At 65.9% G+C, this 24,929-nt stretch carries 25 protein-coding genes and 1 tRNA gene; 13 read left to right on the top strand and 13 right to left on the bottom strand.

The features are described 5' to 3' along the window. Positions 1-68: 68 nt before the first annotated feature. The 6 genes from ACTJK0_RS16185 (at position 69) to ACTJK0_RS16160 (ending at position 5,196) form a co-directional block, all read left to right on the top strand. Entirely contained in the window at positions 69-353 is a 285-nt protein-coding gene (locus ACTJK0_RS16185) for a DUF1540 domain-containing protein (protein ID WP_110545041.1), read from the top strand. A gap of 221 nt (positions 354-574) precedes the next feature. Continuing rightward, positions 575-2,872: a carbon starvation CstA family protein gene (locus ACTJK0_RS16180; RefSeq protein WP_440745873.1), complete on the top strand. Its 2,298-nt coding sequence runs from the start codon at positions 575-577 to the stop codon at positions 2,870-2,872. Continuing rightward, entirely contained in the window at positions 2,872-3,075 is a 204-nt protein-coding gene (locus ACTJK0_RS16175; RefSeq protein ID WP_110545045.1) for a YbdD/YjiX family protein, read from the top strand. Before ACTJK0_RS16180 ends, ACTJK0_RS16175 begins: the two co-directional genes overlap by 1 nt. Positions 3,076-3,153: 78 nt before the next feature. Further along, complete coding sequence (locus ACTJK0_RS16170; RefSeq protein ID WP_110545047.1) at positions 3,154-3,783, top strand: bacterial proteasome activator family protein; 630 nt, start codon at positions 3,154-3,156, stop codon at positions 3,781-3,783. A gap of 7 nt (positions 3,784-3,790) precedes the next feature. After that, a complete protein-coding gene (locus ACTJK0_RS16165) occupies positions 3,791-4,234 on the top strand; it encodes a hypothetical protein (RefSeq protein ID WP_110545049.1) in 444 nt (147 codons plus the stop codon). A gap of 116 nt (positions 4,235-4,350) precedes the next feature. Further along, entirely contained in the window at positions 4,351-5,196 is an 846-nt protein-coding gene (locus ACTJK0_RS16160) for an aldo/keto reductase (protein ID WP_440745872.1), read from the top strand. A 163-nt stretch (positions 5,197-5,359) separates the two neighbouring features. On the opposite strand, the gene ACTJK0_RS16155 is transcribed toward ACTJK0_RS16160, so the two are convergent. From ACTJK0_RS16155 to ACTJK0_RS16145, 3 genes are all read right to left on the bottom strand, one after another. Next, positions 5,360-5,545, bottom strand: coding sequence for a hypothetical protein (locus ACTJK0_RS16155; RefSeq protein ID WP_440745871.1), 186 nt, complete (start codon positions 5,543-5,545; stop codon positions 5,360-5,362). Positions 5,546-5,660: 115 nt separating this feature from the next. Further along, positions 5,661-6,752 (bottom strand): hypothetical protein, encoded by a 1,092-nt coding sequence (locus ACTJK0_RS16150; RefSeq protein ID WP_440745870.1) that lies wholly within the window; start codon positions 6,750-6,752, stop codon positions 5,661-5,663. Between the two features lie 62 nt (positions 6,753-6,814). Continuing rightward, positions 6,815-7,870 (bottom strand): hypothetical protein, encoded by a 1,056-nt coding sequence (locus ACTJK0_RS16145; protein WP_440745869.1) that lies wholly within the window; start codon positions 7,868-7,870, stop codon positions 6,815-6,817. A gap of 134 nt (positions 7,871-8,004) precedes the next feature. Here ACTJK0_RS16145 and ACTJK0_RS16140 point away from each other — a divergent pair, with 134 nt between their 5' ends. Next, a complete protein-coding gene (locus ACTJK0_RS16140; protein ID WP_110545059.1) occupies positions 8,005-9,246 on the top strand; it encodes an NAD(P)/FAD-dependent oxidoreductase in 1,242 nt (413 codons plus the stop codon). 48 nt (positions 9,247-9,294) lie between these two features. Here the strand turns inward: ACTJK0_RS16140 and ACTJK0_RS16135 are convergent, their stop codons facing one another. The 8 genes from ACTJK0_RS16135 to tmk all read right to left on the bottom strand — a co-directional run bounded on the left by ACTJK0_RS16135 (position 9,295) and on the right by tmk (position 17,556). Continuing rightward, positions 9,295-9,486: a hypothetical protein gene (locus ACTJK0_RS16135; RefSeq protein WP_110545061.1), complete on the bottom strand. Its 192-nt coding sequence runs from the start codon at positions 9,484-9,486 to the stop codon at positions 9,295-9,297. 26 nt (positions 9,487-9,512) lie between these two features. Then, positions 9,513-10,508, bottom strand: a complete 996-nt coding sequence (locus tag ACTJK0_RS16130; protein ID WP_440745868.1) for a polysaccharide deacetylase family protein — start codon at positions 10,506-10,508, stop codon at positions 9,513-9,515. A gap of 94 nt (positions 10,509-10,602) precedes the next feature. Then, a complete protein-coding gene (locus ACTJK0_RS16125; protein WP_440745867.1) occupies positions 10,603-12,591 on the bottom strand; it encodes an amino acid transporter in 1,989 nt (662 codons plus the stop codon). 120 nt (positions 12,592-12,711) lie between these two features. Next, the gene (locus tag ACTJK0_RS16120; RefSeq protein WP_440745866.1) at positions 12,712-13,770 is read right to left on the bottom strand and encodes a DUF2235 domain-containing protein; all 1,059 of its coding nucleotides are present in this window, start codon (positions 13,768-13,770) and stop codon (positions 12,712-12,714) included. Between the two features lie 169 nt (positions 13,771-13,939). Further along, positions 13,940-14,012: transfer RNA gene (locus ACTJK0_RS16115), tRNA-Thr, on the bottom strand. A gap of 105 nt (positions 14,013-14,117) precedes the next feature. After that, entirely contained in the window at positions 14,118-15,686 is a 1,569-nt protein-coding gene (locus tag ACTJK0_RS16110; protein ID WP_440745865.1) for an alpha/beta hydrolase, read from the bottom strand. Continuing rightward, entirely contained in the window at positions 15,683-16,846 is a 1,164-nt protein-coding gene (locus ACTJK0_RS16105; RefSeq protein ID WP_110545069.1) for a DNA polymerase III subunit delta', read from the bottom strand. The genes ACTJK0_RS16110 and ACTJK0_RS16105 overlap by 4 nt, the downstream gene beginning before the upstream one ends. Further along, a complete protein-coding gene (gene tmk / locus ACTJK0_RS16100) occupies positions 16,843-17,556 on the bottom strand; it encodes a dTMP kinase (protein WP_440745864.1) in 714 nt (237 codons plus the stop codon). Before tmk ends, ACTJK0_RS16105 begins: the two co-directional genes overlap by 4 nt. A gap of 132 nt (positions 17,557-17,688) precedes the next feature. Here tmk and ACTJK0_RS16095 point away from each other — a divergent pair, with 132 nt between their 5' ends. Both ACTJK0_RS16095 and ACTJK0_RS16090 read left to right on the top strand, forming a co-directional pair. Further along, positions 17,689-18,879: a trans-sulfuration enzyme family protein gene (locus ACTJK0_RS16095; protein WP_440745863.1), complete on the top strand. Its 1,191-nt coding sequence runs from the start codon at positions 17,689-17,691 to the stop codon at positions 18,877-18,879. 9 nt (positions 18,880-18,888) lie between these two features. Further along, the gene (locus tag ACTJK0_RS16090) at positions 18,889-19,257 is read left to right on the top strand and encodes a DUF2516 family protein (RefSeq protein ID WP_110545075.1); all 369 of its coding nucleotides are present in this window, start codon (positions 18,889-18,891) and stop codon (positions 19,255-19,257) included. Here ACTJK0_RS16090 and ACTJK0_RS16085 read toward each other — a convergent pair. Continuing rightward, positions 19,242-20,099 carry a class I SAM-dependent methyltransferase gene (locus ACTJK0_RS16085; protein ID WP_440745862.1) on the bottom strand — a complete coding sequence of 286 codons (858 nt, stop codon included), beginning with the start codon at positions 20,097-20,099 and terminating at the stop codon, positions 19,242-19,244. The genes ACTJK0_RS16090 and ACTJK0_RS16085 overlap by 16 nt on opposite strands. Positions 20,100-20,189: 90 nt before the next feature. Here ACTJK0_RS16085 and ACTJK0_RS16080 point away from each other — a divergent pair, with 90 nt between their 5' ends. Then, complete coding sequence (locus ACTJK0_RS16080; RefSeq protein ID WP_440745861.1) at positions 20,190-20,936, top strand: phosphoglyceromutase; 747 nt, start codon at positions 20,190-20,192, stop codon at positions 20,934-20,936. A 122-nt stretch (positions 20,937-21,058) separates the two neighbouring features. On the opposite strand, the gene phoU is transcribed toward ACTJK0_RS16080, so the two are convergent. Beyond that, entirely contained in the window at positions 21,059-21,721 is a 663-nt protein-coding gene (gene phoU / locus ACTJK0_RS16075; protein WP_110545081.1) for a phosphate signaling complex protein PhoU, read from the bottom strand. A gap of 204 nt (positions 21,722-21,925) precedes the next feature. Between phoU and ACTJK0_RS16070 the strand changes: the two genes are divergently transcribed. The 3 genes from ACTJK0_RS16070 (at position 21,926) to ACTJK0_RS16060 (ending at position 24,924) form a co-directional block, all read left to right on the top strand. Next, on the top strand, positions 21,926-23,179 hold the full coding sequence (locus ACTJK0_RS16070; RefSeq protein ID WP_440745922.1) for a sensor histidine kinase: 1,254 nt from the start codon (positions 21,926-21,928) through the stop codon (positions 23,177-23,179). Continuing rightward, positions 23,176-23,856: a response regulator transcription factor gene (locus tag ACTJK0_RS16065; RefSeq protein WP_110545085.1), complete on the top strand. Its 681-nt coding sequence runs from the start codon at positions 23,176-23,178 to the stop codon at positions 23,854-23,856. Before ACTJK0_RS16070 ends, ACTJK0_RS16065 begins: the two co-directional genes overlap by 4 nt. A gap of 93 nt (positions 23,857-23,949) precedes the next feature. Further along, on the top strand, positions 23,950-24,924 hold the full coding sequence (locus tag ACTJK0_RS16060) for an IS481 family transposase (RefSeq protein ID WP_440744822.1): 975 nt from the start codon (positions 23,950-23,952) through the stop codon (positions 24,922-24,924). Positions 24,925-24,929 lie beyond the last annotated feature (5 nt).

Raw genomic sequence — 24,929 nt, 5'->3', positions numbered from 1 at the left:
ATCGGGATCGGGCCTACCGTAGGGGCAGGAGCCGCCCGTCCGGGTGGTGGAACTTACGGAGGAACTTCATGACGACCCATGTTGCCGACTGCAGTGTCACCCGTTGTTCGTTCAACGACCACGAAGGGTGTACCGCCCACGCCATCACGGTTGGGGGCAGCCAGGACCACGCATCCTGCGCCACATTCATCGAGACCGGCATCCACGGCGGCCTCCCCAAGGTCCTCGCCGACGTCGGAGCCTGCCAGCGCGGCGAGTGCGTCCACAACGACCACCTGATGTGCAACGCGCCTGAGGTGCACGTGGGGCCAGGCGCCGACAACGCGGACTGCCTTACCTACGCCCACGCCTGACCTTCCCGCCATCCATGCCAGGGCCCCCGTCCGGATAACACCGGACGGGGGCCTTCGCTTTGCCGCCGCCCGCCGTCGTACCAACCTTTCCCGCTCATTCATCGCCGGACTGCCGCCGCTCACCGCACAGCCCGGCGGCACGCCGAGGCCGGCCGTTCCGGGCGGACGGGCGTTGGTAGGGTGCCCAATAGCAAAAGCGGGAGAACTCTCAAGGAGGAGACATGGCCGGAGCGCCTGACCAGCGGAAGAACGGAACCCGGGCGGAGGGCGGGCTGGCCACGGACCCGGACCTTCCGCCGCCGGCCGTGGATGAGGCAAGGCTCGAGTCCGAAGACCGGAGATGGACCCCGGGCAAGATCGCGCTCTGGGCTGCCATCGCCCTTCTCGGCGGCGTCGCGTGGTTCATGCTGGCGATTGTCCGCGGGGAGACGGTCAATGCCATCTGGTTCGTCTTCGCCTCCGTGTGCACCTACCTGATCGGGTACCGCTTCTACTCCAAGGTCATCGAGCGCTACATCACCGGCCCGGACGACCGCCGGGCCACCCCGGCCGAATACAAGGCCGACGGCAAGGACTATGTCCGCACTGACCGCAACGTGCTCTTCGGCCACCACTTCGCCGCGATCGCCGGCGCAGGCCCCCTGGTGGGCCCGGTCATCGCGGCCCAGATGGGCTACCTTCCCGGCACCATCTGGATCATCGTCGGCGTGGTCTTTGCCGGCGCCGTCCAGGACTATCTGGTGATGTTCTTCTCCATGCGCCGCGGCGGCCGGTCCCTGGGCCAGATGGCGCGTGAGGAGCTCGGCGTCATCGGCGGCACGGCAGCGCTGATCGCCACCCTGCTCATCATGGTGATCATCGTGGCCATCCTGGCCCTCGTCGTCGTCAATGCCCTGGGCGAAAGCCCGTGGGGCGTCTTCTCTGTCGGGATGACCATCCCCATCGCACTCTTCATGGGCATCTACCTCCGCTACCTGCGGCCAGGCAAGGTCATGGAAGTCTCCATCATCGGTTTCGTCCTGCTGATGGCGGCCATCATCGGCGGCGGCATGGTGGCCCAGACCGAATGGGGGGCCAGCCTGTTCCACCTGGACAAGGTGACCATCGCCTGGGGCCTGATCATCTACGGCTTCATCGCCGCGATCCTGCCGGTGTGGCTGCTCTTGGCCCCGCGCGACTACCTCTCCACCTTTATGAAGATCGGCGTGATCGTGATGCTCGCGCTGGCCATCATCGTGGTCCGTCCCGAAGTTAACGTCCCCGCGTTCAGCGAGTTCGCCAGCCGGGAAAACGGCCCGGTGTTCTCCGGTGCCCTGTTCCCCTTCCTGTTCGTCACCATCGCCTGCGGCGCCTTGTCCGGGTTCCACGCCCTGATCTCTTCCGGAACCACGCCCAAGCTGGTGGAGAAGGAACGGCAGACCAGGTACATCGGCTACGGCGGCATGCTGATGGAATCCTTCGTGGCCATCATGGCCCTGGTGGCAGCCATCTCGATTGACCGCGGCCTGTACTTCGCCATGAACGCCCCCGCAGCCCTGACCGGGGGGACCGTGGAAACCGCAGCCACGTGGGTCAACAGCCTGGGCCTGAGCGGCGTGAACATCACGCCCGGGCTGCTGAGCGAAACCGCCGCCAACGTGGGGGAGCAGAGCATCGTGTCCCGTACCGGCGGCGCACCCACCCTGGCGGTGGGGCTGGCCCACATCATGCACCAGTTCGTCGGCGGAACCGCCATGATGGGCTTCTGGTACCACTTCGCCATCATGTTCGAGGCGCTCTTCATCCTCACCGCAGTGGACGCAGGCACCCGCGTTGCCCGGTTCATGCTGCAGGATTCGATCGGCAACTTTGTCCCCAGGTTCAAGGAAGCCTCCTGGCGGCCCGGTGCCTGGCTCTGCACGGCCATCATGGTGCTCGCCTGGGGGGCGGTGCTGCTGATGGGCGTCACCGATCCGCTGGGCGGCATCAACACCCTGTTCCCGCTGTTCGGCATCGCCAACCAGCTGTTGGCTGCCATCGCCCTGGCCGTGTGCCTGGCCATCGTGGCCAAACGCGGAACCTTCAAATACCTGTGGATAGTCGCCCTGCCGCTGGCTTTCGCCGCCGTGGTGACCATTACGGCCAGCTACCAGAAGATCTTCTCCTCCACTCCTGCCGTGGGGTACTTTGCCAACAACGCTGCCTTCAGGAAGGCCCTTGCGGACGGCAAGACCGAGTTCGGCACCGCCAAGACGGTGGCCGCCATGGAAGCCGTGCTCCGGAACACCGCCATCCAGGGCTGGCTCTCCGTGATCTTCGTGGTGCTCAGCATCATCGTGATCGTGACGGCGGTGCTCGCCACGGTCAAGGCGTTCCGGGACAGGGCGGCCGGGACGCCCACCATGGACAACGAGGACCCGGCGGTTCCGTCGCGCGTCTTTGCCCCCGCCGGGCTGGTCCCGACAACTGCCGAACGCGAACTGGCCGCAGAGTGGGCGAAAGTGCCCGCCGATGCCCGCCTGGAACGGGCGGGGCACTGATGGGCCCAGGCATCGCCGCGGTTGCCAACGGCTTCCGCGGCGTTGCCCGCTACCTGGGCGGCGTCATGGGCGCAGACGCCTACGCCAAGTACCTGGAGCACCACCGCGCCGCCGGCCATGCCGAAGCGCCCCTGACGGAGCGTGAGTTCTGGCGGGACCGGACAGACCGGCAGGAACAGAACCCGCAGGGCCGGTGCTGCTGATTGAGCCTGCAGCGGACAAAGCACCTGAAGGCTTCATTGACTGGACCCCGGGCGGATCGCCCGTGAGAGTATGAACGCATGAGCGATCCCAAAGACACTCAGGAAGCTGAGGACCTCCCTGTAGAAGGCACTCCCATTGACGACAGCCAGCCGCCCATCCCCGTCCAGGGGGCGCAGGCGGATGGAAAACCGCGGGGCAGCAACCTTCATGACCTTGTGGACGAACCGGCCAAAGTGATGCGGATCGGCACCATGATCAGGCAGCTGCTCGAAGAGGTGAAGTCCGCGCCCCTGGACGACGCCGCCCGGGGCAGGCTTGCTGCCATCCACGAGCGGTCCATCAAGGAGCTCGAAGACGGCCTGGCACCCGAGCTCGTAGCGGAACTGGACCGGATCAACCTGCCCTTCTCTGATAACGCCACGCCCTCAGATGCCGAACTCAGGATTGCACAGGCCCAGCTGGTGGGCTGGCTTGAAGGCCTGTTCCACGGAATCCAGACGGCCATCGCAGCGCAGAACGCGGCCAGGGAGCACGCCGCCGCACAGCTGCAGCTGCGCCAGCTGCCGCCGGGCACCATGATTGCTCCCGGCGTCGTCATCGGCGAAAACGGCGAGCCGCAGCGCGCCGCCGCCGGAGCACGGCAGCCGGCACCCGGACGGCCGGCACAGCGCGATGACCCGGACCATGGTCCAGGGCAGTACCTTTAGGCTGCGCTTGGGCTTTTTCAGCGCGGCCAGGCAAGAGCGCAGGGATGATGCGGAACTGGGCAAGGGGTTGTGGCGCCGTGCCCACGACCGCTTCCACCGGGGACTGGACCGCTTCCACCAAGTGCTGGAGGGCGTCGAGGATGACCAGCTGTATGCAGAGCTGGTGGACATAGCCAATGAACTCGCTGCCCTCCTGCAGCGGGTCCGGGCGGTGTGCATGGAGGCGCAGCACCGTGCGCCCAGCGACGGCCTGGATATACCGGCCGCCCTGGCGGATGTCCATCGGTCCTTGTCCAAGGCCGGCAATTCCCTGGCCACCACGGCTGAAGCGGCGGCAATGCTTCGGCTCGCCGTGGGCCCGGTACCCGTGGGAGCCGCGTCCGTGCGGCGCCGTGCCGAGGCCGTCTTCCAGCAGGTGGACGACGCCGAGCGGCAGCTTCGCGGGGAGTAGCCCGGCGGCCGTGTGGAAATTATTCCCGGTTCGCCGGCAAAATTTCCGGTTACGCGTGTGGCTTACAGGCCCGGGAATCGGGACGTTTGGTCCGCGGCTTTTGGCAGGATGAAACCATGACTTCTTCACCTACCCTGACTTTCAACGACGGAAACACCATTCCCCAGCTCGGCTACGGTGTGTGGCAGGTTGAGGACGACGTGGCTGAAAAGGTTGTCCGCCAGGCATTCGAGGCAGGCTTCCGCCACATCGACACGGCAAAGATCTACGGCAATGAGGCCGGCGTGGGCCGCGCCATCGCCAGCTCCGGCCTCTCGCCGGAACAGATCTTCGTCACCACCAAGCTGTGGAACGCGGACCAGGGCTACGAGTCCACGCTCGCCGCTTTCGAGGAGTCCATGGACCGCCTGGGCCTCCAGACCCTTGACCTGTACCTGATCCACTGGATGCAGCCCAAGCAGGACAAGTACGTCGATACCTGGAAGGCGCTGATCGAGCTCCAGAAGCGCGGCCGGGTGAAGTCCATTGGTGTTTCCAACTTCACTGCTGAAGGCCTCCAGCGCCTGATCGACGAAACGGGCGTGATCCCGGCCATCCACCAGATCGAGCTGCACCCCTACTTCAGCCAGCGTGAACTGCGTGAGTTCGGCGCCGCGAAGGGCATCCTGACCCAGGCCTGGTCACCGCTGGGCCAGGGCGGCGAACTGCTGCAGGACCCAACTGTGGCCTCCCTCGCTGCAAAGCACCAGGCAACACCCGCCCAGGTGGTCATCGCCTGGCACCTCGCGATCGGCAACGTGGTCATCCCCAAGTCCGTGACCGAATCCCGCATCAAGGAGAACTTCGCAGCGCTTGAGGTGTCCCTGGACGCTGAGGATGTCGAGGCCATCAACGGTCTGGACCGGACGGCTGGCGGCGAAGGCCGCATCGGACCTGACCCCGCGGTCTCCGACTTCGCCTAATTCCCTGCACCGGCGCCGGCCCAACCATACCGGCGCTCTGCTGCAGCAACGTCAGCCCGTGCTCCCGGCAACCGCTAGGAAGCGCGGGCCGACGCCGTTAAAAGCAACGTTCACCTTCCCAAAGGCCGCGCTGGGTTGGCGGCCGGCCGCTCGGGGAGCTGTGTCAGGCAGCGAGCTGGACGTGCTCAACCGGGACAGCGTCCACCACTGCCCAGCTGTCTTCCCCATGGGAGTGGCGGCAGGCGAAGCGTTCGGCTTCCTCAAGTGTTTCGAAGATCTCCGAGCGTGCACGTCCGCAGTCGGCGTCGAAGTATGTGACGTGAAATTCCTGTACAGCGTGGTTTTCCATAAATCCAGTGTGCAACCGGGGTCTGACATTCTTCGGAACCGGTGCCGCGTGTTGTTGTCCGGGAAGGCCTCAGAAGGCACCGGCCGGGCGCCTCTGACGGCAGGCGCACAGCAGGCTAACGGCCCGGTGATTCCTCGTTGGCACCGGCAATGCCCCGCACCTTCAGTGTGAGCACGGCGAGCGCCAGCATTCCAAGTCCGGCCCAGGCGAGCGTGCCGCTCCAGACCTCCGGTGAGAAGCTGAGCACGCCGTCGCGCAGGGCCACACCGGCGAAATACGGCGTCCAGAACACCACCGGGGAGAGGCCGGCCGCCGCCATGAGCCGTGCAGGGCAGTCCGGGGCAGGCCGGAGCACTGCCCAGACAACGCCCACCAGGACTGAACCCACCAGCGCGACGGGCACCAGCCAGGCGTCCCGCAGCGCCACCATGAGCTGCAGGGCCACGGACGGAACCAGCACCATGGCAGCGGGCACCGCGGGATACAGGCGCCATCGAAGGGCGGGCAAAAGGACAGGTACGAAGAGCGCAAACGTCGAGACGAAGAACGAGGCCAGGGAAACCATGATGCCGGACGACGTCGACGCCACCACCGCGGGATGCGTCCCGCCGGCGCCGGAATACGTCTGGACAAGTCCGTGCCGGGCGAAGACGGCGTATTCCTGCAGGATGAAAGCGGCAACCATCCCTGCCAGCACGGCGCTTCCGAAGGCAGGAACCAGCTGCGGCCATGGCCGGTTGGGCGCCCGCCATGCAGCCGAGAACGGTGCGCCCAGGATGAGGAAGCCACCGATGGCGAGGCCCAGATGGGACGGGCTGAACAGCGCGTTGATGTTCTGCTCAATGCCGAACACCGTATGCCAGGCGAAGTCGCCCAACCCGGAGGCCAGGAAGAGTCCCACGCCGGCTACAGCAGCGCCATAACCGGCGGGAACGGCCTCCGCCCACCGCGCGCCCGGGACATGGCGCCGCCAGGCCAGCCCGGCAATCCACACCGCACAGGCAGCAAAGCCCGAATAAAGGACCGCGTGCCAGGGGGTGAAGAACGTCTCCAGATCACGGAGGTTGTTGTGCGCCCACCCGTCCACATACGTCCCCGTGAGCAGCCACACTCCGGCCGCGAGGGTGATGGTGTCTTCAACGGCAGTGGTGGGGCGGTGGACCGACGCCGGTGGAACGGCAAAGGCGTGGGCTGCTGCGGCATCCATAGCTCCACAGTAAGTCTGGTCGGACCGTGGTGCGAGAGGATTTTCGGCCAAGGCTGCACCAGTTACCGATTGTCCAGCCGGAGCACGCGCTCCTGCGCCAGTACAGCGGCGCGGCGGGCTTTATCTGCCGCCCGGGCCGCCTGTTTTGCTTCGGCTGAGGTGGCGGCAAGCTGCCGGCGGTAGCGCTCCAGGTCTGCCTCCGTGGCCTTGAGCCGGTTCCGAAGCTCAGCCGTGTCCTGCTGCAGCCCGGCCACGTGGCCGCGTGTCTGCTCTTCCCGCTCCTGGAGTTCAGCTGCGCGGCGGGCGGCCTCCTCTTCAGCGGCCTGTGCCTCACCGAGGGCGGCCCTGGCCCTTTCCAGCGCCGGCGGCGACGCCGGCAAAGGGGTCTGGCGCACCGCTTCAAGCCTTGGCTTGGCATGCCCAGGTTTGGCGGGTTCCGCCCCCAGGGGAGTCGGCTGGGAGGTTCGTTCCGCCGTCGCCCCCTTCTTTGCAGGTGCAGCTTTTGCTGCAGTGGCTTTTGACACCGGCGCCGGCGCTGCCTCCGGGGCGCCTGGAGCGCCGCTGGCAAGGCGGCTGGGCGGGTGCTTCGGAGATGCAGCGGGGAGCAACCAGGGAAGGGCAACCGCGCCGTCCAGGTCCACCTCATTGACCCCGTCGGCGGACAGGATCTTCAGCAGCCGCCCGCTTTCAACGGCACGCGCCGCACCTTCATCTGCCGTCAGCGCCCGGAGTGTCTCCTCAACGTCGGCGGCCATCGCCTCGCTCAGGGGGCGGCCCTGCTCCCGCGCAACAGAACGGGCCGCATCCACGGCGTCCGCGAGCATGCCCCGGCGCTCGCGGCCCAGTTCCCGGAGGGCGCCGGCATCCAGGGAGTCCTGCGCTGTCCGCATCCGGAACCCAAGGGCGCCCAGGCCAGCCAGCACGTCCGGCCGGTGCCGGACAAGCATGTTGACAGCCCAGGCGGCGACGGAGGGCTTAGGCAGGCTGCGGACCGCTTCTGCCAGATCCTTGTCCTGCCGTGCCGCCTCCTTGGCTGCAGCCGCCCGGGCCGCCACAAAGTCGTCCAGCGCCCCGGCATACAGCTTGCCTGCCACGTCCGCCAGGGCTTCGTCATCCATGCGGCCATCTTAGATGCGGGGCAGGCAAGCATTCTGCCGGTTTCGTGCCCGTCGCCGGATCAAATCCACGCGAACGGCGGATGGGCGGTGGAACCACCCTGTTACTCGCCCTCCGGGAGGGGTAAGTTGCTCGAATGGACGATTCATACCAGGTTATCGTGGTTGGCGGCGGTTTTGCCGGAAAGGCGGCGGCTGAGGAGCTGGGCCGCAAAGGCGTCCGGGTATTGCTGCTTGACGCAAACAATTACCAGCAGTTCCAGCCGCTCCTGTACCAGGTGGCGGCATCACAGATCGGAGTTTCCGCGGTCACCCGGCCACTCCGGTCGGAGTTCCGCAGAATCAACAACGTCCGCGTCCTGACCGCCGAAGTCACGGCCATCGACGCGGCAAACCGAACGGTCACCACCGCTGACGGCTCCACGTACCAGGCCCGGATCCTGGTCATCGCCACCGGTGCGGTGCCGAACTTCTTCAACACCCCCGGCGCGGACGAGCACGCCTACCCGCTGTACTCGGTGGCCGATGCAACGCGGCTCAGCGCTGCCATAACCGCAGTCCTGGACGAGGCCGACCGGGAGCCATCGGTGGGGGCCGACGTCATTGTGGTGGGCGGTGGTCCCACGGGAGTGGAGACTGCAGGCGCCCTGGCCGAGAACGTTAAATACCTGGTGCCCAAGTACTTCTCGCCCGGCATGGCCAGCCGCTGCCATGTCCATCTGGTGGATATGGTTCCGAATGTCCTGGCCGCTTTTTCGGAGAAGTCCCAGGCCTATGCGCGGGATCGGCTGACCAAACTCGGCGTTCAGCTGCACATGGGCCAGCCCGTCGCCGAGGTCCGGACTGATGGTGTGACCCTCAAGGACGGCACGGTCATCCCGGGCCGGATCGTGGTGTGGGCCGGTGGCCTCCAGGCGGGGCGGATCATTACCGATTCGGGCCTGAAGCAGGGCAGGGGCGGCAGGGTGGACGTCGAGGCCGACCTCACTGTTCCAGGCTTCGACGGCGTCTACGTGCTGGGGGATTCGGCGAACATTACCGACGCGGCTGGGAACAAGCTGCCCCAGCTCGGGTCAGTGGCCCAGCAATCGGGCAAGTGGGCGGCCCGCAACATCCACGCGGACCTTACCGGCGGGGTGCGTGTGCCCTTCAAGTATTGGGACAAGGGGTACATGGCCATGGTAGGGCGGGGCGCTGCCGTCGCGGAGCTGGGACGCGGACGCCTGCAGTTGCAGGGCCCCCTGGCCTTCGTGTCCTGGCTGGCGGTCCACCTTGCCCTGCTGCCCGGATTCCAGCAAAAGGTCAGGGCACTGTTTTCCTGGGCCAACGGCTACATCACCCACAGCCCGGCGCAGGTGGTGGTTGGCAGGCCGTACTAGCCGCGACACCGGGCGGACCGGCGGGTGATGGCCAGGACCGCCGTCGCGCTACTTCTTTTGGAAGCTCACCAGGTGGCCTGCCAAGGCCCAGCCGGATGCTTCGTAACGGGCAGCGTCGTCCGGCCCAACCACCATGTGCAGGTACGCGGGGCCGTGGAGGAACGCCTCTTCGTCCCGGACCTGGATGCGGCCCCTCGCCACCGGGCGGTCGAAGACAGTGAGCCTGCGCGGCGCCGCCATCCCTGCACACCAGCGGGCGCGGAAACTCAGGGCAGGTGGCTGAAGGATATTCCGGCCGCCAGCAGCTTGTCGACGGCCAGCCTCACACCTTCCGCCGTTCCGCCGTTCGGGTGGTTGCCGTGGCAGATCACCACATCCCCGGGGCGTGCCTTTCCCACCTCATTGGCGACGACGGCGGCTGGATAGGTGGCGCCGCCGTCGCCATTGATGCTGAAACCGGCAGGCGCCACGCCCAGGGCGCCCAGGATCTCCACCGACACGTCATCCATGTACGCGGTCCCTGGACGGAAGTACCGCGGACGCCTGCCGGTGATGTCGGCCAGCACCTGATCGTTGGGCATGATCTCGTCGTAGACCTCCCCGGCGTTCCTGGTTCCCGGTAGGCCATAGGCCGTATTGCCCGCGGTGGACAACGGTTTATGGGACGTGCCGTGGTTCGCGAGCTCAAAAAGCGGGTCGGCTGCGAGCTGTCTGGCCATGGCGGGATTCGCCATGATCCAGCGGGAATTGAGGAAGAGCGTGGCCGGGATGTGCCGCTGGCGCAGGGTGTCGAGCAGCGCCTGGTCATAGGCGCTTCCGCCCTGGCCGCCGCAAAAGTCGAAGGTGAGGGCGATGGCCCGTGATGAAGGCGGCAGGTGCGTCAGGACGCCCGGAGCAGCCAGTCCCCAATACCGGGCCTGGTGCTTCCCGAAGGTGTCGACGATGAGGCCACGTGAAGGCACGGCTACCGGCGGCGTCCCGGATGCAGCCGCGTCCCCTTCGGGGCCGGAGTCCAAGACCGGGGAGGAAGTGCCGCCCGGCCTATCGCCGGGCGCGCCGGGCACGTCAGACGTCTCGGAGGCACGCTTCAAATGCGGCTGCAGGTCCGGTACAGCGGCCGACAGCGTCAGCACGGCTGCCAGGAGGACGGTCCTGCGGCCGGGACCTTTCCCGTCCCGGCTCAAATGGCGGGGCGCGTTGACAACGGGGACAGGCTGCCCTGCGCCGGCGCGCGGGTCATCAGCCTGAACATGGGGGGTCATGCCGTGAGAATACCTTGGCTGCCTTGCAATTGCCTGAACCCCGGGTTAGACGGAGCGGCGGGCACCCGGAGGTCAGGGATGCAGGTGTGGCTTTCTAGCCCACGTGGATGCCGGGACGGCGCCGCGGCTCGGGCTCGTTTTCCCGGATGATTTCACGGACCACCGGGGGAGTATCGCCCTGGCCCAGCAGCAGATACCGCATCAGGTGTGCCAGGGGGTTGCCCTCGGACCACTCGAAGTAGGCATGAGGGATGACGCCGGTGGCATCGCGAAGCGCCAGGAGGATTGCCGCGATGGCGTTCGGGGCAGCCGGGCTCTGTGCCCGCAGGACGCGGTGGCCCCCCACGTCCACCCCCTTGACCGCCAGGACTTTGCTGAATCCCGAGGGATCGATGACATCGATCTCAAGGAAAATGACGTCGGCAGTCCCAGGGATCGGGTTGCTGTCCTCCTGGTCCGCCGCTTTTTGGTCGTACTCGGCGACGTCGCGCGCCTGCGGTTTGTTCGCGATGAGGGTCAGGCGGCCGTCAAAGTCCAGGGAATCCTTGATGAACCGGCGTGCGGTGGGGTCAAACTCTATGCGGTCCACGCGGAGTTCCGTAGTGCGGGAAACCCGGGAGACGAGCGAAACACTGACGATGCCGAGGATGAAGAATGCAGAAATGGTGATGCCGTCGGGCTTTTCAACCACGTTGGCGGCCAGGGCGTACAACATCACCAAGGTCAGGATGGTGAAGCCGACGGCCCGGGCCCGCTGCTTCTTCCGAACAGTGGAAATCGTCACGGCGATGGCACCGGAGACCATCATGACCAGGATTCCCGTGGCATAGGCCCCGGCCTGGGCGTTGACGTTTGCCCTGAAACCGATCGTGATGAGGACGCTCACTGTGGTGTAAACCAGAACGACGGGCCGCACGGCACGCGACCATTCCGGAGCCATGCCGTAGGACGGCAGGTACCGGGGAACGATGTTGATGAGTCCTGCCATGGCCGACGCGCCGGCGAACCACAGGATGAGGATGCTGCTGATGTCATAAACCGAGCCAAAGACGCTTCCCAGGCGTTCGTGGGCCAGATACGCGAGTGCACGCCCGTTGGCCGCCCCTCCTTCCTGGAACGCCTCCGGAGGGATCAACATCGTCGTAACAAAGCTGCTGCCGATGAGGTAGACGCTCATGATGAGTGCCGCGGTGGTCAGCAGACGGCGGGTGTTCCTGATTCTGTCGCTGAGCTTTTCCTCCGGAGTGGCGCCTGAGGACGCCACCAACGGCATCATGCTCACCCCGGTCTCGAATCCCGACAGGCCGAGGACCAGCAGGGGAAACGCCACCAGCGCAGGGCCGGCGATGCCGGTAGGCCCGGCACCCTGGACGGCGAGCTTGGCGGCCCAGTCAGTAAAGCTTTCCGGCCTGGAAAGGATATCCATGATCCCGACGCCGATGGTCACCGCGTTCAGGAGCAAGAAGACAGCGACCAAGGGAATGGCGACGGCCACAGCTTCGGAGAATCCGAGGAGGAAGACGCCCCCAAGGATCAACAGGAGGACCACCGTGATGGGCACTGCCCGGCCCGCAAGGAAGGAAGGCAGGAAGGGATTTTCCAGCAGGTGGACGGTGGCGTCGGCGGCGGACAAGGTGATGGTGATGATCCACGAGGTCGCAACGAACCCCAGCAGCACCAGGACGAACAACTTCCCGCGCCAGAACGGCAACAGCTTTTCGAGCATTGCCACGGACCCTTGGCCATGCGGGCTTTCGAATGCCACCCGCCGGTACATGGGCAACATGCCAAGGAGCGTCAGGGCAACAATGAGCAAGGTTGCCAACGGAGAGAGCGCTCCGGCCGCCAGCGCCGCAATCCCCGGAAGATAGGACAGCGTGGAAAAGTAGTCCACCCCGGTCAGGCACATCACCTTCCACCAGCTTTGCTGGCCCTCTTCGTGCTCCGGGGCTTCAAGGCCTTCCGGCTGGTGGACGCGGTTCTCCAGCAGCCAATGGACCAGCGGATTGCGTGGGCGTGCGTCCTGGGAGGGCCGCGGCACACTCTCCGGCACGGAGTGCTGGATTGACGCAGTCACAATCATCCCCCTCTGTTGGTCCGGACACCACCCGGGTCCCTCGTGGGAAGGCTCCTGTTGGTAACCCGGGAGCGTAGCACCAGCCGCGTGTGGGACAAGGGCAGGCGCAACGATCTTGACACTTTCTTAACGGGCTCCTTCTGCCTCGAGGTAATCGACCAGGTTCGGCGGCCGGTACGTTGGGTCTGCCTGGTGCCGTTGCATGGCTGACGGGGCAACGTGTTCATGGCTTGGATCAGTTGTGCCGATGGGCCGGATGTAGGCCGGAAGGAGCCGCCATAGTCCGGTACGCGATTCCTGGATGGCGCTTAGGTACGGGCTGCCCGCATCAAGAGGACTTTCCTGCAGCGTTTCAGGACGGAAGGCAAGCCCGCACGTCTGTGCGCGGTCGACGATCCACTTCAGGGGTATATCGGAGAGCTCGCTGCTCCGGTTTCCACCGCCGACATCGCCGTGGGTTCCGGTAAACCACACCTGTTCCAGTCTCTGGCTGCCGGCGTCTGATTGTTGATGCCAGAGGGTTGGCACAAAGGGCCTGCGTTTCTCGTCAATTGCCAACGCCTGGAAAGCATTGTCCACGGTCGTGGACAGATCCACGTCATGGAACGCCCATCGGCGGTTCAGTCTGTCGACGAGCGGCACCCCGGTAAGGGGGATGCCCAAGGCTCCCACCGTGTCCCAGACCGCGATGCACTTGATCCGGGTTTCGAAGGAGAATGATCTGCGAAATAGGACGGCTTCGACCGAGCGTGGGTGGGCGGTGGCGGTGCGGTCCATATAGAGGGAGTACGCCTCATTAAGCCGGTTACGGAAGCGCCGCCGGAGGACCCCGGCGTTTCTGATCAGGCCGGCTGTACTTCGGGCCGTGTAGGCTCCGCGGCTAAAGCCGAAAAGGAACAACTCGTCGCCGGGTTGGTAGTTCCCCACGATGAAGCGGTATGCCGCGATGACGTCGTGGGAGAGGCCTGCTCCGAAGGCGCCGCCACCCAGGCGGTTCTGAGGTCCGGAGCCAATGCCCCGGTGGTAGAAAACCCGCTGTTCAAGATCAGTGCCCGCTTCGTCCCGGCCCGCTGCGTCAATGGCAAGGGCCATTTTCGTGACGTTCGTGGGGCGGGCCTGTCCATCCTCAGTTTGATCCGGAGTCGCCCAGGTCCCGTCGCAGCAGACAACAATTCGCTTGGCCATGCCGACTTCCCTGGAACCGGATGATGGAGTCAAAAGCTCCACCGCTCTTCTGGATTTCCATTTGGGTATACACCCGGAAGCAGTTGGCGTCTATGGCCCGTTTCCGCCGCTTAACCAGCGAAAAACCCCGGAAACCCCTAAAAGAAGGGGCTGTCCGGGGTTTATCCCGAGCTTCCTATCAGAATCGAACTGATGACCTTTTCATTACGAGTGAAACGCTCTACCGACTGAGCTAAGGAAGCACCGCAGGAAATCGCCGGCAGAACCGGGCCCTCCATGCAAGAGTCAACTGTAATAGAGTCCCGCGGCCCCGGTCAAAATGGGATGGGCGCAACCGCGTGGAGCCGTCAGCAGACCGTGTTATCCGCCGGAAGTTTGCCGCTCACCAAGTAGTTGTCCACCGAATCCTCCAGGCAGCTGTTGGCCCGGCCGTAGGCGGTATGCCCTTCACCCTTCCACGTCAGCAGCGACGCATTTCCCAGCTGCTTTCGCAATGACGCTGCCCAGTCAAGGGGAGTGGCGGGATCACCGGTGGTACCGATGACGACGATGGGGGACTTCCCGGTGTATTCCACCGGCGCCGGGGTCCGGAGGTTCTTGTAGGGCCAGCCCGCGCAGGTGACGCCGCCGTAGGCAAAGTAGTAGCCGAGGGTGGGGGAATCCTGCTCCAGGCGCTTCTCTTCGGCCCGCATGCCGGCCGTGTCCGAAACCATCGGGTAGTCAAGGCAGTTGATTGCGTTGAACGCGAACGTTGAATTGGAGGTGTAGGAACCGTCGGAAGCCCGGTCGGCGGCAAGGTCCGACAGCCGCAGCATCAGGCTCACATCTCCGGACACCGCGGCCTCAAGCGCCTGGGTAAGGGCCGGCCAGCTTTGGTCGTTGTAAAGCGGGGTGATCAGTCCGCTGACGAACATGGTTGCGTTGACCTGCCGGCCATCCTTGGCTGTCTGGGGTGTCTGCTCGACGGCGGCAATCAGGTCCCGGATCTGCTGCACGCCTGAGTCCACATCGCTGCGCAGCGGGCACTTGCTCTGCCGCTGGCAGCTGGCAACGTAGCTGCGCAGCGCCTTTTCGAAGGCGCGGGCCTGGCCGCTGGTCAGTTCCTCGTTGGTGATGGACGGATCAAGGGCGCCGTCCAGAACCATCCGGCCCACGTTGTCCGGGAAGAGGGAGGCGTAGGTGGAGCCCAGGAACGTGCCGTAGGAATACCCCAGGTAATTCAGCTGGGTGTCATTCACGACGGCGCGGAGAACGTCCAGGTCCTTGGCGGCGCTGACAGTGTCAATGTGCCCCAGCACCGGGCCCGTCTTGGCCGCGCACTGGTCCGCGATCGCTTTGTTGTCAGCCCTTGCCGCTGACAGTCCGGCGTCGGTTTCCAGCGCGTAGATTTTGGCCCGCGAGGCATCCCGTTCCGCGTCCGGGATGCAGGTGACCGGAGCGGAGCGCTTCACGCCCCGGGGGTCGAAGCCCACCAGGTCGTAGGCGTTGCGGACTGCTGCCGAGAAATGGGTACCCGCAGCGTCTTTCACAAAGTCATAACCGGAGGCGCCCGGGCCGCCGGGATTGACCAGGAGGCTGCCCGTCTTCTTCCCCGTGCTGGGCGCGCGCAGCGCGGCAAGCTGGATGGTGTCGCCGCCGGGGTTGGCATAATCCAGCGGCACCGTTACTTTGGCGCACTGGAATTCCCCCTCGCAGGGCTGCCACACCACTTCCTGGGAGTAGAACTTCTCCAACCCGGCAGGGGCGGACGCCACAATCGAGGGATCCGCCTTCGCGGTGGCCGCCTCCGGGGCGTTCCGGTCTCCACCGTTCAGCAGGCTGCACGAGGCCAGCAACATGGCCAATGCCATGGCGCCGGCAGCGCGGGCTGCCGCCGTCAGGGACCTGTGGCGTGCGGGCAGGGGGCGGGCAGTCATCGGGTCTCCTTGGAGGGCTGGATCAGGCTGGCCGCCATGGACTCAATGGTCAGCAGCGGGGCAACGTTGGTGGTGGTGATGCGTTCGCGGGCTTTGTTGATTGCGTCCATGCGGGCCAGTGTGGTTTCGGCGGTGGTGCGGGCGGCGAACTCCTCCAGCTCACTCCTCAGCTCAACGTTGACCAGTTCCACCGCGTTCCCAAGCTGGATGATCAGTACGTCCCGGTAGAAGGAGAGCAGATCCGTGAGCGTCCGGTCCAGGGAATCGGTGATGGACCTCTTGGCCCGCCGTTTCTGGTCGTCTTCCAGCTGTCTCAGCTGACTGCGCATGGCCGGCGGCAGGGTCCCGGATTCGGGTGCCCCCAGCGTCGCCAGGAGTGCGGCCTTCTCCGCGGCGTCCCGCTCTTCGTTCGAGCTGTTGGCCTCGGCGGTGGCGATCTTAACGAGCTTGTCCGCCATCATCACTGCTGCAGTCACGCCGCGCAGTCCCAGCGGAAACCTCACGGTCTCCAGGCGTCGTTCCCTGGCCGCGGGATCCCTCGCGAGCCGCCGGGCGATGCCCACGTGGCTTTGCGCCGCCCGGGCCGCCTGCTCCGCGAGGGCTGGGTCGACGCCATCGCGCCGGACCAGCAGGGCAGCGACGTCGGACGCGGGCGGCAGCCGCAAGGCAACGCTGCGGCAGCGGGACCGGATAGTAACCAGCACGTCGGCAGGGGACGGTGCACAGAGCATCCATACCGTCCGCGGCGTAGGTTCCTCGATGGCCTTGAGCAGCACGTTGGTGGTGCGCTCGGCCATGCGGTCGGCGTCCTCCACCACGATGATCCGCCACCGCCCTGAGGACGGCCGGTTGCCGGCTGTGGCCACCAGTTCCCGGGCTTCGTCAATGGTGATGGTGACCTTCTCGGTGCGCACGAAAGTGACGTCGGAGTGGGTTTCACCCAGGATTGTGTGGCACGCCTGGCACTGACCGCAGCCGCGCAGGCGGACGTCCTCCTGGTCGCAGTTCAATGCAGCCGCGAACGCCTTGGCGGCATTGGAGCGGCCCGACCCCGGCGGTCCGGTGAACAGCCAGGCGTGCGTCAACGCTTCGCCGCTAGCGGCCTGGCGCAGCTGTTCGACGACGGCGGGCTGGCCCTGGAGGTCATCCCAGACAGTCACAGGGCGCTGCCGTCCGTGGCCACGCTGTGCGCGGCCGGCTGTGGCGCAGCGTGTTCCCCTGCAGCGGCGGCGGGATCAGGGAGCAGGGTGTCAACCCGGGCGAGGATCTGGCGGGCGAGTTCATCGACCGGCAGGTCGGCGGGGAGTACCAGGTAGGAGCCGGGGCGCGCCGCTGCGAGGTCAAGGAACGCGTTCCGGATCCGGGTGTGGAATGCGTCGGCCTCCGACTCGAGGCGGTCCTCGGCTGCCTGCCCGGCCGTCCGGCGGCGCCGCCCCAGTTCCGGGTCGACGTCCAGCAGGACGGTGAGGTGCGGCTGCAGGCCGGAAGTGGCCCACTCATTGAGGGAGCGCACGGCGTCCTGGCCGAGGTCGCGGCCGGCCCCCTGGTAGGCGACGGAGGAGTCGATGTACCTGTCCGTCAGCACGACGTCGCCGCGGGCAAGGGCAGGCCGGATGACCTGGGTGGCATGGGCGGCCCGGGATGCCGCAAAGATGAGGGCTTCCGTGTGGGCGTCGATCTCGCCATTGCCATGGTCGAGCACCAGGGAGCGCAGTTTCTCGCCTACGGGAGTGCCGCCGGGTTCACGGGTACGGAGCACGGTGTAGCCACGGAACTCCAGGGCGGCTGCAAGCCGGGCCGCCTGGGTGGACTTGCCGGCGCCATCGCCACCTTCGAATGTGATGAATATGCCGGCGCTTTGATTGTTCACTTCTCAAGCCTACCGAGGGTGGTGACATTTTCGGTCTCCGCGGACAGCCTGTGCAGGAAGGGTGGATGAACCGGCGTCCACAAAGCGTCACCGCTTTCCGGCGGCTTCGCCGGGAACAGTACGCTTTTGACCATGAGTCTTTCCGAGCACCAGGCCGCATCACTTTCGCCCGAGACTGTTGTGGTGGCGGCGGGACGCCCGCCGCGGGAAAGGGACCAGCCCGTCAACCCGCCCATTACCCTGTCCTCCACCTACTTCGGCACCGGCCCCCTGGGCGATGGTGACAGGGGCTACGGCCGGTACTCGAACCCCACTTGGGATCCGTTCGAAGAAGCGCTCGGCCAGTTGGAAGGATCTGCGCTGCCAGGGCTGCTGTACGCGTCGGGACTGGCGGCGGTCAGTTCAGCCTTGTCCCTGATCCCGGCAGGGGGCGTGCTGGTGATGCCGAACCACAGTTACTCGGGGTCGCTGGTCATGGCATCGGAACTCGCCCAGAAGGGCTTCATTGAGCTCCGCACCGTGGACATCGCGGACACTGATGCCGTGAAGGCCGCTTTGGCGCCCCAGGGGCAGGCCGGGAAGGCCGCGTCGATGTTGTGGCTGGAAAGCCCCACCAACCCCATGTTGGGAATCGCGGACATATCCGCCGTCGCGAAGGCCGCGCACGATGCCGGCGCAATCGTTGTTACGGACAACACCTTCTCCACGCCCCTGGTCCAGCAGCCCCTGGTGCTGGGATCCGACGTCGTCCTGCATTCGGTGACCAAGTACCTTGCCGGGCACTCCGACGTCGTCCTTGGTGCCCTGGTCACGCCGGACCCGGACCTCCGGTCGGCATTGCTCCATCACCGCATCGTCCACGGGGCCATCGCCGGTCCGTTCGAAGCGTGGCTGGCCCTGCGTGGCCTGCGGACCCTCGCGCTGCGGGTGGAACGGTCCCAGGACTCGGCCATGGTCCTGGCGGAACGCCTCGCGGCGCACCCTGCGATCGAATCCATCCGGTTCCCCGGACTCGGTACCGATCCCGGCCACACCCGCGCCAAGGAGCAAATGAAGGGCTTTGGCTCCATCATCTGCGTCCAGGTGGCACCCTCGGCGGGAATCACCGGAGCCGACGCGGCGGACAAACTGGTGCAGGCCCTGGACCTCTGGCTGCCGGCCACATCCCTGGGCGGCGTGGAGTCCCTTATCGAGCGCCGGCGCCGGCACTCGGCCGAACCCGCCAGCGTGCCGGAGAACCTGGTCCGCCTCAGCGTCGGGGTGGAAAATGTTGAGGACCTCTGGGCCGACCTGAAGCAGGCGCTGGACGCGCTTGGCGGCTAGGCTGGGCTTGTGGACGGTGAACTACTTATCCAGCCTGTAGAGCGGGCAGTGTTTTTGATCCTTGCCTTGGTAGCCTTTGGCCTTGAGCTGTGGGCGGTTGTTGATTGCGTCAGGCACCGGTCCAACGCCTTCGAAGCCACTGGCAAACGCACCAAGATGTTCTGGCTTGCCCTAACCGGCGGCGCTGTATTTATTGGCGGCATCTCGCTCTACTCGACGCTGACCAACGGTGGCAGCGGCGGTTTTTTCAGCACTCTCGGCCTGTTTGGACTCGCCGCTGTGGTGGCCGCCTCGGTTTACCTGGCTGACGTCCGTCCCGCCGTTAAGGATGCAGGCCGCGGCGGCAGCCGCAACATGGGCCCCTACGGCCCCTGGTAATCCAGGGGCGCTACTGACTCCCAGCCCACGGTCAGTTCGCCGAGCCGCCATCTGGCAGGTCCGTCCTGGACGGGCCAGCCGGCGGCGCGCATGCTCCGGCACATGCCCACCCAGCGCTGCCGGTTGCCAAACGAGGCGAGCGCTGCACTTTCAAACCATGCCTTATCCATCGCCTGCATGAAGGCGTGCACCGGTTCGCCAGGGACGTTGCGGTGGATGAGTGCTTTGGGCAGCCGTTCGGCCACGTCCGACGGCAGGTCGAAGCTGCCAAAACGGACGGAGATACTCAAGGACAGCGGCCGGTCCCGGTCGAGGGCAACCCATGTGGCGCGCCGCCCGATTTCGTCGCAGGTACCGTCGACGAACAGGCCGTCCGGAGACAAGCGCTCCTGCACGAGCCGCCAGATGCCGGGAACATCGGCTTCCTCGTACTGCCGGAGCACATTGAAGGCGCGGACCAGGACAGGGCGCCCCGGAATGGGCAGCTCGAAGCCGCCAACATGGAAGGTCAGCCCGGGACGCTGCAGCGGCAGTGCCGCGCGGACACGTTCCGGCTCAATCTCGATGCCGCAGACGCGCACGTCCGGCCTGACAGCGGCCAGCCTGTCATGGAGTTCGACGGCGGTGGCGGGGCTGGCGCCATAGCCCAGGTCCACCACGAGCGGGTCCGCCGCGGAGCGCAGGCGCCAGGCCTGGGGCCCCGCGAGCCATCGGTCCAGCCGGCGCATCCGGTTCGGGTTAGTGGTGCCCCGGGTGACGTTGCCTACCGGCCGGCCCTGCCTGGCGGCGGACATCCTGCCGGAAAGTTGCGGGGCATTGACCCGTTCAGCCTTTTGAACCACCGACCCACCCTATCGCCGCAGAAGGGAGACGAGGCACCGGGCCTTGTAACGCTCGGCGGGCGGCAACACTGCTCGGCTAGGATGAAAATCATGACTTACAAGCTGATTCTGCTGCGCCACGGCCACAGCGAATGGAACGCAAAGAACCTGTTCACCGGCTGGGTGGACGTTGACCTGAACGACCAGGGGCGCGCGGAAGCAGCGCGCGGCGGTGAGCTGCTGGTGGAAAAGAATATCCTCCCGGATGTTCTCTACACCTCCCTGCTGAAGCGGGCCATCAACACCGCAAACATCGCCCTGGACAAGGCCAACCGTGGATGGATCCCGGTCAAGCGTGACTGGCGCCTGAACGAACGCCACTACGGTGCGCTGCAGGGCAAAGACAAGGCCCAGACACTCGCCGAGTACGGCGAAGAGCAGTTCATGGAGTGGCGCCGCTCCTACGACACCCCGCCGCCGCCCCTGTCCGACGACTCCGAGTTCTCGCAGGCCCATGACCCCCGCTACGCGGACCTGGGCGACGCCCTTCCGCGAACCGAATGCCTGAAGGACGTCCTGGTGCGGCTCCTGCCCTACTGGGAATCGGACATCAAGGAAGACCTCAAGGCCGGCAAGACCGTTCTGGTAACCGCGCACGGCAACTCGCTCCGCGCCCTCGTCAAGCACCTGGACGGCATCAGCGACGACGCCATCGCCAGCCTGAACATCCCCACCGGTATCCCGCTGGTGTACGACCTGGACGAGGACTTCCAGCCCGTCAAGCCGGGCGGCACCTACCTCGATCCGGAGGCCGCCGAAGAGGCAATCCTGGCGGTCGCGAACCAGGGCAAGAAATAGGACTTCGCGGTTCTTCGCCCGGTGCTCGGTCGTTCCTCCCTTAGACGCACTCCGGCCGAAGAACGCGCTGCATCAAAGGTGAAACGACGACGGCGGGNCCCGCCGTCGTATGTTCTGTGAGCTTAGCTGTGTTCTGTGGCGTTCGGCTGCCAGGCGCCGGTAACCAGGTACGTCACCTTCTGGGCGACGGAAACACCGTGGTCGGCGAAGCGCTCAAAATAGCGGCTGGCAAGGGCCACATCCACCGTGGTGGCAGGAGATTCGGTCCACTCGGGCGCTGCGATGGCCTTGAAGACGCTCAGGTGCAGGTCGTTGATGGCGGTGTTCGCCTTGAGGATGTCCCTGGCCACCTCGAGGTCGCGGCTCTCCAGCAGGACCGTCAGCTTGTCGGCGATCTCCTGGTCCAGTTCGGCCATCCGGTGGAAGGTCTCCGTCATGGACTCCGGAATCACAGTGGAGGGGTACCGGAGGCGGGCCAGCTGGGCGATGTGGCGGGCGAGGTCACCCATCCGCTCAAGGGACGCGCTCATCCGAAGGGAACCCACGATCATTCGCAGGTCGCTGGCGACCGGGCCCTGCAGCGCCAGAATGTCGATGGCCCGCTCATCAAGGCTGTTCTGCAGGAAGTCGATGCGCGCATCCGCCGCGATGACATCCTGGGCGAGGTCCACATCCGCTACCTGGAATGAGGTAGTGGCCTTGTGCATCGCTTCGCTGACCAGCCGGGAAATCTCCACCAGCTGGTCACCGACCTGGGTGAGCTCTTCCTGAAAAACCTTACGCACGTAGGCGTCCTTTCCTTGGAACTCCCGCCAGCCGGTTCCGGGCAGCAGGAATCGTGTCGCCAATGGGCGCTCTAACCACCAACTCTGGCATCGCCCGGTAAACGATTATGCGCACAGAGATGAACGTTAGTTGAACCGTTGGCGGAAGGGCCCCAACGCGGCTGGCTGCGGCAGGCAAGAGCATAAAGTGGAGCTGTGGATCCTATGCTCATTGGTCTGGTCGCCGGCCTTATCGGCCTGGCGCTTGGCACGTTCGGCGTGCTTGCCTACCGGGTCAGCGAGAAGCAGCGCGAGCTGCTGGACGTCGATGCCGGAGAACTGTCGCTCCCGGCCGGGGCAGCGGAGGTGCTTGCCGTCGTCGGACGCGCCTTTGTGGTGCTGGACGACGTGGACGGCGTGGTCCGTGCCAGCCCTGCAGCCTACGCCTACGGCCTGGTCCGCGGGCACACCGTGGTGCACAAGGAACTCCTGGACATGACGGCAGGGGTCCGGCGCGACGGCGTCATCCTGGAAAAGCAACTGGAGCTTCCCCGTGGGCCGCTGGGACAGGGGACCATCATCGTCCAGGTCCGGGCAGCCATGCTGGGTGAGGAATACATCCTCCTCCTCGCTGACGACCGCACCGAAATTACCCGCACCGAGGAAATCCGCAACGACTTCGTCGCCAACGTCTCGCATGAACTGAAGACCCCGGTGGGCGCCATCTCCCTGCTCGCGGAAGCTTTGGAATCGTCGGCGGATGACGAGGAAGCAGTCCGCCGCTTCGCCAAGCGGATGCACAAGGAATCCGGCCGCCTGGCCGCACTGGTCCAGGACATCATCGAACTTTCCCGACTCCAGGGCGCCAGCGTGACGCAGCAGGGAGGCCCGGTGGACATCAACGCCGTGATCGCCGAAGCCGTTGACCGCTCGCAACTCCCTGCAGAAAGCAAGAACATCACCATCGTGGTTGGTGGCCGAACCGACGGCAAGGTCTTTGGAGACCAGGACCTCCTGGTGACCGCGCTGCGCAACCTCATCGACAACGCCATCCGCTATTCTCCCGCCAACACCCGGGTCGGAATCGGCGTACGCTCCCGGGAGGGCCTGGTCTCCATCTCCGTGACGGACCAGGGGGACGGCCTCACGCCCGAGGACCAGGAGCGCGTCTTCGAACGCTTCTACCGCGTGGACGCGGCCCGTTCCCGCCAAACGGGCGGCACCGGCCTGGGACTGAGCATCGTCAAGCACGTGGCACAAAACCACGGCGGCGAGGTGACGCTGTGGTCACAGCCCGGGCAGGGATCAACCTTCACCCTCCGGCTGCCCGAGATGGAGGGGCAGGATGCCGACGCCGGGCCCGCCGTTTCCGACGCCGCCGTGCCGGCGGAATTGCCGGCACGCAGGGCGCCGGAGCAACCCACTCTCACCCAAGTACCCCGCGCCGCCGGCGCAACAGAACGAGGAGCTAGCGCTTGAGCAGGATCTTGATTGTGGAGGACGAGGAGTCGTTCAGCGATCCCTTGTCCTATTTGCTGGGCAAAGAAGGGTTCGAGGTCGAGGTGGTGGACAACGGCCTCGACGCCATCACCGAATTCGACCGCAACGGAGCCGACCTGGTGCTGCTGGACCTGCAGCTCCCCGGGCTTTCAGGCACGGAGGTCTGCCGGCAGCTGCGCCAGCGTTCCAGCGTCCCGGTCATCATGCTGACCGCCAAGGACTCCGAAATCGACAAAGTGGTTGGCCTTGAGCTCGGCGCCGACGACTACGTCACCAAGCCCTACTCTTCCAGGGAACTGGTGGCCCGGGTCCGGGCGGTACTGCGCCGCCAGGGCGAGCCGGAGGAACTGGTATCCGCCACCGTCCAGGCCGGACCCGTCCGGATGGACATCGAACGCCACGTGGTGAGCGTGGACGGCGAGCAGGTCCTGCTTCCCTTGAAGGAGTTCGAGCTCCTTGAGATGCTCCTGCGCAACTCGGGCAGGGTGCTGACGCGCGGCCAGCTGATTGACCGGGTGTGGGGGTCCGACTACGTCGGTGACACCAAGACCCTGGACGTGCACGTCAAGCGGCTCCGCGGCAAGATCGAGCCGGATCCTTCCGTCCCCCGCTACCTGGTGACCGTGCGTGGCCTCGGCTACAAGTTCGAGCCCTAGGTGTACTGAGTCAGGACGTTGGTTACATCGTGAATAGGTGAGGACCTCTTAGGTTGGTGGTTACCACACACAGCCAACGACTAAGAGGTCCTCATGTCTCACCGTAATGCCCGTCTGACTCCGAATGGTAGGCGGATCCTCGTCGAGCGCGTCCTCGCCGGCCGTCCCGTCGCTCACGTGGCGAAGGAAATGGGCATCTCGCGGACTTGCGCGCACCGCTGGCTCAGCCGGTACCGTGCCCACGGCTGGGACGGCCTCGAGGACCGCAGCTCCCGACCAAGATCCTGCCCCCACGCCACCTCGGCGGAAGTCGTTGCCGATGTCCTGACCCAGCGCGTGGAGCACCGCGAAGGGCCAACGGACCTGGCTTTGCGCTGCCGCACGAGCGCCCGGACGGTCTCCCGGATTTTGGCCAGGGCGGGCATGCCCAGGTTGTGGGATCTGGACCCGGTGACCGGGGAACGGATCCGCGCGTCCCGGGCTACCGACCGCCGCTACGAACGAGACGCCCCAGGGGACATGATCCATATCGATGTCAAGAAACTTGGCCGGATCCCTGACGGCGGGGGGTGGCGGGCCGACCCTTCCCAGAGCGCGGCAAACCACCGCAAGTCGCATCAGAGGATGGGCTTTGACTACGTCCACGTCGCCGTGGACGACTACACCCGCTTCGCCTACGCCGAGGTCCTGCCCGACGAGAAAGGCCCGACCTGCGCCGGGTTCCTCACCCGGGCCGCCGCCGCCATGGCAGCGAACGGCGCACCCGTCCGGCGTGTCATGACCGACAACGCCTTCGCCTACCGGCTCTCCCGCGACTTCCAGGACGCCTTGGCTGCTTTGGGTGCCAAACATATCCTGATCAAACCCCGCCATCCCTGGCAGAACGGCAAAGCAGAACGCTTCAACCGCACCCTCCAGGAATGCTGGGCCTACCGCCAACCCTTCACATCCAACCAGGCCCGCACCGACGCGCTGCAGCCCTGGCTAAACTTCTACAACAACCACCGGCCGCACGGCAGCCTCGGAGGCAAACCACCCATCAGCAGGTGCAACCAACCTACTGGCTGAGTACA

The sequence above is a fragment of the Paenarthrobacter sp. 22069 genome, assembly GCF_052046035.1.
Taxonomy (GTDB): domain Bacteria; phylum Actinomycetota; class Actinomycetes; order Actinomycetales; family Micrococcaceae; genus Arthrobacter.
The sequence above is the reverse complement of the archived record's forward strand: the minus strand, read 5'-3'. Positions and strand labels throughout refer to the sequence as shown.

Coding starts and splice junctions, on each gene's coding strand:
- ACTJK0_RS16185 (WP_110545041.1), top strand. CDS start 69: ATGACGACCCATGTTGCCGACTGCAGTGTCACCCGTTGTTCGTTCAAC.
- ACTJK0_RS16180 (WP_440745873.1), top strand. CDS start 575: ATGGCCGGAGCGCCTGACCAGCGGAAGAACGGAACCCGGGCGGAGGGC.
- ACTJK0_RS16175 (WP_110545045.1), top strand. CDS start 2,872: ATGGGCCCAGGCATCGCCGCGGTTGCCAACGGCTTCCGCGGCGTTGCC.
- ACTJK0_RS16170 (WP_110545047.1), top strand. CDS start 3,154: ATGAGCGATCCCAAAGACACTCAGGAAGCTGAGGACCTCCCTGTAGAA.
- ACTJK0_RS16160 (WP_440745872.1), top strand. CDS start 4,351: ATGACTTCTTCACCTACCCTGACTTTCAACGACGGAAACACCATTCCC.
- ACTJK0_RS16155 (WP_440745871.1), bottom strand. CDS start 5,545: ATGGAAAACCACGCTGTACAGGAATTTCACGTCACATACTTCGACGCC.
- ACTJK0_RS16150 (WP_440745870.1), bottom strand. CDS start 6,752: ATGGATGCCGCAGCAGCCCACGCCTTTGCCGTTCCACCGGCGTCGGTC.
- ACTJK0_RS16145 (WP_440745869.1), bottom strand. CDS start 7,870: ATGGATGACGAAGCCCTGGCGGACGTGGCAGGCAAGCTGTATGCCGGG.
- ACTJK0_RS16140 (WP_110545059.1), top strand. CDS start 8,005: ATGGACGATTCATACCAGGTTATCGTGGTTGGCGGCGGTTTTGCCGGA.
- ACTJK0_RS16135 (WP_110545061.1), bottom strand. CDS start 9,486: ATGGCGGCGCCGCGCAGGCTCACTGTCTTCGACCGCCCGGTGGCGAGG.
- ACTJK0_RS16130 (WP_440745868.1), bottom strand. CDS start 10,508: ATGACCCCCCATGTTCAGGCTGATGACCCGCGCGCCGGCGCAGGGCAG.
- ACTJK0_RS16125 (WP_440745867.1), bottom strand. CDS start 12,591: ATGATTGTGACTGCGTCAATCCAGCACTCCGTGCCGGAGAGTGTGCCG.
- ACTJK0_RS16120 (WP_440745866.1), bottom strand. CDS start 13,770: ATGGCCAAGCGAATTGTTGTCTGCTGCGACGGGACCTGGGCGACTCCG.
- ACTJK0_RS16110 (WP_440745865.1), bottom strand. CDS start 15,686: ATGACTGCCCGCCCCCTGCCCGCACGCCACAGGTCCCTGACGGCGGCA.
- ACTJK0_RS16095 (WP_440745863.1), top strand. CDS start 17,689: ATGAGTCTTTCCGAGCACCAGGCCGCATCACTTTCGCCCGAGACTGTT.
- ACTJK0_RS16080 (WP_440745861.1), top strand. CDS start 20,190: ATGACTTACAAGCTGATTCTGCTGCGCCACGGCCACAGCGAATGGAAC.
- ACTJK0_RS16070 (WP_440745922.1), top strand. CDS start 21,926: ATGCTCATTGGTCTGGTCGCCGGCCTTATCGGCCTGGCGCTTGGCACG.
- ACTJK0_RS16060 (WP_440744822.1), top strand. CDS start 23,950: ATGTCTCACCGTAATGCCCGTCTGACTCCGAATGGTAGGCGGATCCTC.